General features: G+C 45.3%; 8 protein-coding genes. All 8 read left to right on the top strand.

Annotated features, from left to right (window positions below):
• The first annotated feature begins 139 nt into the window (after positions 1-139).
• The 8 genes from CWI70_RS12365 to CWI70_RS12330 all read left to right on the top strand — a co-directional run bounded on the left by CWI70_RS12365 (position 140) and on the right by CWI70_RS12330 (position 6,411).
• Positions 140-481, top strand: a complete 342-nt coding sequence (locus CWI70_RS12365; protein WP_126774200.1) for a hypothetical protein — start codon at positions 140-142, stop codon at positions 479-481.
• 76 nt (positions 482-557) lie between these two features.
• Positions 558-1,628 (top strand): phage/plasmid replication protein, II/X family, encoded by a 1,071-nt coding sequence (locus CWI70_RS12360; RefSeq protein ID WP_126774198.1) that lies wholly within the window; start codon positions 558-560, stop codon positions 1,626-1,628.
• On the top strand, positions 1,615-1,974 hold the full coding sequence (locus CWI70_RS12355; RefSeq protein ID WP_126774196.1) for a DNA-binding protein: 360 nt from the start codon (positions 1,615-1,617) through the stop codon (positions 1,972-1,974). Before CWI70_RS12360 ends, CWI70_RS12355 begins: the two co-directional genes overlap by 14 nt.
• A 198-nt stretch (positions 1,975-2,172) precedes the next feature.
• Entirely contained in the window at positions 2,173-2,382 is a 210-nt protein-coding gene (locus CWI70_RS12350) for a hypothetical protein (protein ID WP_126774194.1), read from the top strand.
• 106 nt (positions 2,383-2,488) lie between these two features.
• On the top strand, positions 2,489-3,826 hold the full coding sequence (locus CWI70_RS12345; protein WP_126774192.1) for a virulence factor TspB C-terminal domain-related protein: 1,338 nt from the start codon (positions 2,489-2,491) through the stop codon (positions 3,824-3,826).
• Positions 3,826-4,497, top strand: a complete 672-nt coding sequence (locus tag CWI70_RS12545; RefSeq protein WP_126774190.1) for an acyltransferase family protein — start codon at positions 3,826-3,828, stop codon at positions 4,495-4,497. Before CWI70_RS12345 ends, CWI70_RS12545 begins: the two co-directional genes overlap by 1 nt.
• Positions 4,497-4,892: a DUF2523 family protein gene (locus tag CWI70_RS12335; protein WP_157980908.1), complete on the top strand. Its 396-nt coding sequence runs from the start codon at positions 4,497-4,499 to the stop codon at positions 4,890-4,892. Before CWI70_RS12545 ends, CWI70_RS12335 begins: the two co-directional genes overlap by 1 nt.
• A 70-nt stretch (positions 4,893-4,962) precedes the next feature.
• On the top strand, positions 4,963-6,411 hold the full coding sequence (locus CWI70_RS12330; RefSeq protein ID WP_126774186.1) for a zonular occludens toxin domain-containing protein: 1,449 nt from the start codon (positions 4,963-4,965) through the stop codon (positions 6,409-6,411).
• Positions 6,412-6,598: the final 187 nt, after the last annotated feature.

The raw sequence follows: 6,598 nt of genomic DNA, 5'->3' as shown, positions 1-6,598 counted from the left end.
TTAAGCGTACAAGTGTTCGCTAAGCTAGCGGCACTTGAACTAAAGGCAAGGTAGTTATGACCCAATCTAGTTTTACTCGCGAAGACCTTTTGGCGTGTGCCGAAGGCGAAATGTTTGGCCCTGGTAAAGGAGATTTCTCATGACGTTAGCAAACCTGCCGTTCCATGTTATCGATACGGCGATTGAATCGTCGGTGGCTGATCTAGGTACGAACCCTTTAACGTTGTCTGCGGTTAACGCCGATCTTAAATACCATCGCAAGAACATCGTTTCCTTACGTAATGATTTACGTGATTTAGCACGCAAATTTCAACGTGCTTGCGTCGGAGTTAGCGAACTTGAAGGTGAGCATTTAGCGAATGAGTACGAAAGCGCACGTGCAGTTCTCCAGGAGCGACTCGATGACCACAAGGTTTCGGTCGCTCGCTTGGAGAAAGCTCGGTCTAAGTTTCTCTTCTGTTTTGAGGAAGTTAACGCATGAGTCATAGTCTGATTCTTCCCGTTTTTATCGGCTGCTGCATTGCGTATGCCGTTTGGAAAGCTAAGCGGGGTCAGTAATGTCGTTAATGTGTGACTGGATTACCTGTGTTATCGAGTGTCCGCATGAGCCCATCCCTAGTGGTGCCATGCTCGATATTGATTCAGACGGTAATGTAACGCGTACTATTACGAAGCGCCGTAGCGTTCGTTCTAGTTGGGAATCATCAATTCAGGTGAAAACGAACAATGTTATTACTCGCGATGACGGCTCCTGTATCGGAACACAGCTTTATTTGGACGGAAACTTTGCCAAGTTCTTACAGGGCCATAATGTTTTTGGTGCTCTTGATATTCCTCTCTTGGTTGCTGCTGGTGTCCAGCAGGCGCTAAATCTTTGTGATATTCCGATCTATCCGTTTCAACTTCAACGAATCTTACAGGGTGATTTTAAAGTGAAGCGCGTTGATTTAACCGCTTCGTATAACTGTGGAACGTCTCAAGATGTGGATCACTGGATTCAGTCTTGTTCAGTCATGGCGAAAAGTCGTAGCGGTAAACCTGAAATGACCAGGGGAACACTTTACTTTCAAAAACACTCGCGCCGTTGGTCGGTGAAGTTCTATAACAAAGGTCGTGAAATCTATCGCAATAAAATCCCGTTGGAACTGCTCAACTCCCCTATCCCGTCGTTTGCTGACGGCAAGTTACGCGCCGAACTCGTATTGCGTGGTAAAGAATTACAGAAGATTGCTGAGAAACAACTCTCCAAAGCTGACGTTCTGGGGTCTGATTTAACCCCGAACTTTTGCCAACATTTATATAAATCGTATCTAGAGCGTATTGATATGTCTGACGTCCATAGAATTCCCGAAAGCGCTGCTCTCTCGCTTCCCAACTCGTTACGTGGCACTTATGAACTTTGGTTGCATGGTTTCGATATGCAACAAAATCTAGCAAGAAACACTTTTTATCGTCACCGCCGGCAACTTAAAGAACTGCTTGGCTGTGACATTTCTTTAGCGCCGCCACGCGCGGCCAAAAATAACGTTGTTCCGCTTCTTCGGGTTATTGAAGCAAAACCTGTAGAAGTTCCCGCTAACTTGCTTCCTTACATGTACACAAGAGGTGATTTCAATGTCGCAATCTAATAATGCTTATGCTGGTACGCTCTTGGCTGGCCGTTTAGTTGGTCAACGGGTCGAGGAACGTAAAGGTAACGATGGTAATCCTTGGATTCAATATTTCATTGGTATCGAGGTTCCAGTGGCCAATGGTTTCCCTGGGCAAACCGATGTTCTTGAAGTTCAGGTCTCTGAAAAAATTATGAACGCCGCATACCATACCGCACTTAAAGACCTTAACGGCAAGCACGTTTTCGTCTCTGTCTATCCTCGCGTCTTTGCAACTCGTAACGGCGCAGGTATGCAGTACAACCTTACCAATGAGGAAAACAACATTGTTGCGCAGCCGACTTCGGTCGCTAAGGTCGCGTAATGAGTTGGGTTCAGGTCTGCCCTGTCGATCCGATTAATGGGTCATGTCCTGAACCTATGGTTTGGGCGGAAACTGCTGCGGTCGGCCTAACGGCTGAACAGTTCCTCCAAATTCTCCCGACTCTAGTAATCATCCTTCTAGGGGCGTGGGGAACGAAAACACTCGTAAGGATGATTTTCAATCGATGAGGACGAACCTATGAAATGGTTACTCAAGGTTGGCGCATTCGTTGGTGCGCTTTTAACAAGTACGGTTGCATTAGCTACCGAACCATCGGCGGTTCAAACTGCGGCAACGCAATTTGAAACCGACTTTGGCGGCAATGCTGCGATCGTTGGTGGTGCAATCATTGCCATGGCTTTCTTGGCAATTGGTTACAAGTGGGTGAAGGGCATGATCTTCAGTTAAGCCCTGAACCTTGGAGTATAACGCCATGTTTACTGTTGACGATGTACTAATAATCACGGGACTCATGGCGTTATACATTCTTTTCTCCGATTGAGTGTATAACGTTATGCTTTCCCAACCCTGCCGCTTGTTGTTCCTTGCCGTTCTGCTTGCGGCGGGTTTTTTAAAGTCTGTTTCTGCGCAAGATACCGTTCCCAAAGATGTAGCATTTACTAATTATCAGGATGTTAGATTTTTAACTGGTCAATGTGGTGGTTCTACCCATACTACTTGGTCTAATACTTCTGGGGCAGATGCAGCGGCGGCTATGGAGCGCTATCGCTCTGCTATGGAAGGAGATTATTGGAGGTGGGACGTAACTGCTGGTCCTACTGTTTGTTCAAATTATCCTACTCCAGCTGTCACGCAATCTCACGATGTTTATAGTCTACCTAGTGGCGATTTTCACGGAACGAATAGTCGTACCGCGCTGCTTTTAAACCCATTCACGGATTATAAGTGCCCTGAAACCCATCCAATCGACAACGGTGACGGAACTTGCTCAATTGATTCGGCACATGAAGAATTTTGTCAAGGTCACTCGGCTGCTGGTACCTCTTTCCAAGATACTGAAGACGCAGTTTCGTGTGTCACTGTACTCGATGATAATCCAAACAATTACTCGTGTGTTTTCGAGCGCGATGATTTAGGTATCAGCTTTGGTGGTGAAGAACCGACATTCACTTGGACTGCCACTGGTGAAACGTGTACAGGTTCGATTGGCTCGCCTATGCCAGATAATACTGGTTCTGACCCTTTAGACCCTTCGACCCCGATTGATGGTGGTGACTTGGGCGGCGGATCTGCACCTGGCACTGACCCAACCGCTCCGGCCAACGATGAAGGTTCTTCCTATCTTGGTCAGAAATTCGCGTTTGAGACCCGTACCCAAACTGGCGAATTACTCGACGGTATGGCCGAAGCGGTGAATCAGCGCAACTTGAATCATGATAAGAATTCTAAGTTTGTTGTAGAAGGCTTATCTGACCTTGCTAAAGTTAATGCCCAAATTGGTGCTGATATAGAACGCGCTGTTCGTTCGTCTGGTGGCTCTGGTGGTGGTACGGGTAGTGGAGACCCTGCTGGATGGGCAAATGAAGAAGATGTTTCGATAGATGCGCTTGATTGTGTTCCTGATCCGGTAACTGGTGCTTGCTCTAATTGGTCACCACTTTCTGATCAAGAACTCCCAGAAAAAATAGTTAACCTGGATAACGAAATCGCTCAGTTCGATGAATACAGCGTTACCGCCACATGTCCCGAAACACTGCCAATCTCTCTCACTTTTGGTGAACTTGATTTTAATAGCAAGCCTGTCTGCGACACCCTTGGCGGTGTTCGTTATATCTTGCTGGCTATCGCGTATTTCATCGTTGCAAGGGTTGTTGTTCGGAGTATTAGCTAATGCAAACACTTGCTCGGTCACTTCCCCAAATCACCTGGTCAACAACACGAACCTTGGATTCGCTTCGGGTCATTGCGTGCGCGATTGTCGTCCTTAGCCACGTTTACGAGTTTGTTAGTGGTAATCTTAACAATCCTATCAATGAAAGCCTTAGCTATGCCGCGGTTGCGGTATTCTTTTTTATATCGGGTTGGGTGAACGCAAATTCGTTGTTACGTAATTCTGTGAGAGATTTTTACGTAAAACGTGTAAAACGTATCTATCCCACTTACGTAAAAGCGTTCGTATTAGCGTTGGGTCTCTCCCTGGTGTTTGGCATTTATCAACCTGAGTATCTAACGAACTTAGTTTTCCTTAACCCCTTTTTCGGGACGATCCCAACCAATGCGCCCCTTTGGTCATTGTCCTATGAGGTTTTGTTGTATGCTGCCGCGCCGTTTTTGCTAGCTAACCGCCCCGTGGTCTGCTTCTTAACCCAGTTTTTCCTTTTCTTGGTCTTCATCTTGGCGGGGCATCTTTGGTTAATGTTTGCGTTTTGGCTTGGGTACACGTGTTTCTCTTTGGGGCTCCAACTCCCCCGCTTTGAGTTTTTCTACAAATACGGAAGGCACACGTATGAGATTTACGTTTATCACTACCTTGTTCTCGTCGTCTTATGGGGGATGTTCTAATGCCCTTTGCAGGTCTACTCATTAAACTAGCTGGTCCTCTCATTGGTTTGGGTCGGCTGCTTATCGGAATCTTTGTCAAGTTCCGTAGTTGGTTTGCTTTCTGGTTCATTACCCATATTGGGGATTTGGCGGTAGGTGCGCTTTACTCCGTTGGGGCTGGTTGGGTGACGTATGAACTTGGTTCTTTTGCATTAACTACCCTTTATAACCAGCTTTTATCCAACATGACTGGTATGCCAGAAATGTTATTGATAGGCATAAATACAATAGGACTATTCGAATTTTTGCCAATCGTTTTTGGTGGTTTCTCTGCTTCATTAGTACTCAAAGGCGTTATTGGTGGTGTTCAGGCGTCGAAATTCTCTATGCGTAAAACTGAAAATTGGATTGCATAACAAAGCAGCGCGCAAGATAGGCAAACGCAGTTGCCAGCTTGCGCGCTTTATTCTCCGACGAGGTTGATTCATGTATTCATTAACTTTGATAACTGGTCGCCCTGGCGCGAATAAAACGCTTAACACTATCAAGATGGTTGTCCAGGATAAAGAGCATCAGAATCGTGTTGTGTTTTATCACAACATTCCGTTGATGTTTCTTGATTATGATGTTTGTAATTCCTTTCAGGGCTTCTTCTATGGTGTATTTCGTCCGTCTTTGGAGGGTAAAGATAAAGAACATTATCAACTGCTGATGGAGCGTTGCCACAATCAAAAACGTCGCGTTGAATTAAAAGATGTTCCGCATTTAGAACAGCAATTCGAGGTTTGGCAGTATGATGGAGGTCTCGAGTTGTGGTTGTCGTGGTGTCGCCGTGTTTATCCGGAATGGCGGCTTCTTGAACTTGAGAATTACTTAAAAATTAATCCCGAAGCGAGCTTTGACCAGCTTGAGCAGTTTAATTTACATTGGATCGAGTTCGATAATCCTACTGATTGGCACGTACTGCCTCGCCCGTGCCGTATCGTTATTGACGAATGTCAAAGGTGGTTTCTGCCTCGTCGCCCTGGTTCGGAAGTTCCTAAGCATATTTCAGAGTTCGAGACGGTGCGGCACTCCGGTGGCGATGTGTTTTTGATTACTCAGCATCCTAAGCTTATTGATATCAACATTCGAAACTTGGCTGTAAACCATTATCATTTTGTTCGTAATTTAGGCCAAAATCGTGTCATTAAATATAGCCATAATGGCTGTGCACAAGATCCCGAGGATTATCACGCTAAGCAAAAAGCTGATAAACAAACTGTGCAATCTGATCAACAGTTTTGGGGGCTTTATCACTCAGCTGATAGGCATAACCACAAGTTCAAGTTACCTCGTAAAGCTTATTTCTTTATTGCTGTACTTGTGTTTTTGGTGATCCTCATTGTGCTTGCGTATTTCCGAATTTTCGGAGGGGATGATGGCAATTCTGACGTTGATAATAACGTTGATAATGGCGGTTCAAGTGAGCTTGATATTGTGGTTTCTGATGGACTGGTTAATCGAGGCTCTTCTTCATCCGGGCAAAAAGTGGTTTACCCGGTTGAAAGTGAGATTCTTCCAATCACGGCGTTGAACAATGTACCTCACCCGCTTAATTCCCTTTGTGTAAAACTCTCACTTGCTGGTCATGAAGACATAAAAGTTAGTGATGGCCCTACGATTCGACGGTTTTACGTAAACTGTCATACCGACAAAACGATTAGTTATGACAGTTCACCAGGTGCGAGTAACTACCCAGGTGAGCAAGGTGATGATAATTATGCCAGGGAAAATAGTAATTCAAATAAATCGGATTCCAAATCTTACCAGGAACGGCTGCTTTTCAGCTTCGATGAACTCACCGAGTACGGTTATCAGTTCACGATGACGAATAAACGCAGTCCGCTGCTGGTCTATGGTGGTCAGAAGTATCTTTTGGTTCAGTACAATTAGGAGGTGTTTGATATGATTAACGGTAATCCATTTTTAAGTGAAAGTTATGGCTCTGTCAGTGGTGCATTAGATACCCAAAGTCGCCTTGATAAAGTAAAACGTTTCGGTGTAGTTGAATGCGAGGCAGCACTTAAGGTTGATGGTTTGCAAAAAACGGTCGTAAAGGCTATTCATACCCGTCTTCGCA

The sequence above is a fragment of the Pseudidiomarina homiensis genome, from assembly GCF_003987225.1.
Classification (GTDB): Bacteria; Pseudomonadota; Gammaproteobacteria; order Enterobacterales; family Alteromonadaceae; genus Pseudidiomarina; species Pseudidiomarina homiensis.
This window is presented reverse-complemented; position numbering and strand designations above follow the sequence as displayed.

Bases quoted from the DNA above. Each gene is read 5' to 3' on its own strand.
- CWI70_RS12345 (WP_126774192.1), top strand. From the start codon at position 2,489: ATGCTTTCCCAACCCTGCCGCTTGTTGTTCCTTGCCGTTCTGCTTGCG.
- CWI70_RS12355 (WP_126774196.1), top strand. From the start codon at position 1,615: ATGTCGCAATCTAATAATGCTTATGCTGGTACGCTCTTGGCTGGCCGT.
- CWI70_RS12350 (WP_126774194.1), top strand. From the start codon at position 2,173: ATGAAATGGTTACTCAAGGTTGGCGCATTCGTTGGTGCGCTTTTAACA.
- CWI70_RS12330 (WP_126774186.1), top strand. From the start codon at position 4,963: ATGTATTCATTAACTTTGATAACTGGTCGCCCTGGCGCGAATAAAACG.
- CWI70_RS12545 (WP_126774190.1), top strand. From the start codon at position 3,826: ATGCAAACACTTGCTCGGTCACTTCCCCAAATCACCTGGTCAACAACA.
- CWI70_RS12335 (WP_157980908.1), top strand. From the start codon at position 4,497: ATGCCCTTTGCAGGTCTACTCATTAAACTAGCTGGTCCTCTCATTGGT.
- CWI70_RS12365 (WP_126774200.1), top strand. From the start codon at position 140: ATGACGTTAGCAAACCTGCCGTTCCATGTTATCGATACGGCGATTGAA.
- CWI70_RS12360 (WP_126774198.1), top strand. From the start codon at position 558: ATGTCGTTAATGTGTGACTGGATTACCTGTGTTATCGAGTGTCCGCAT.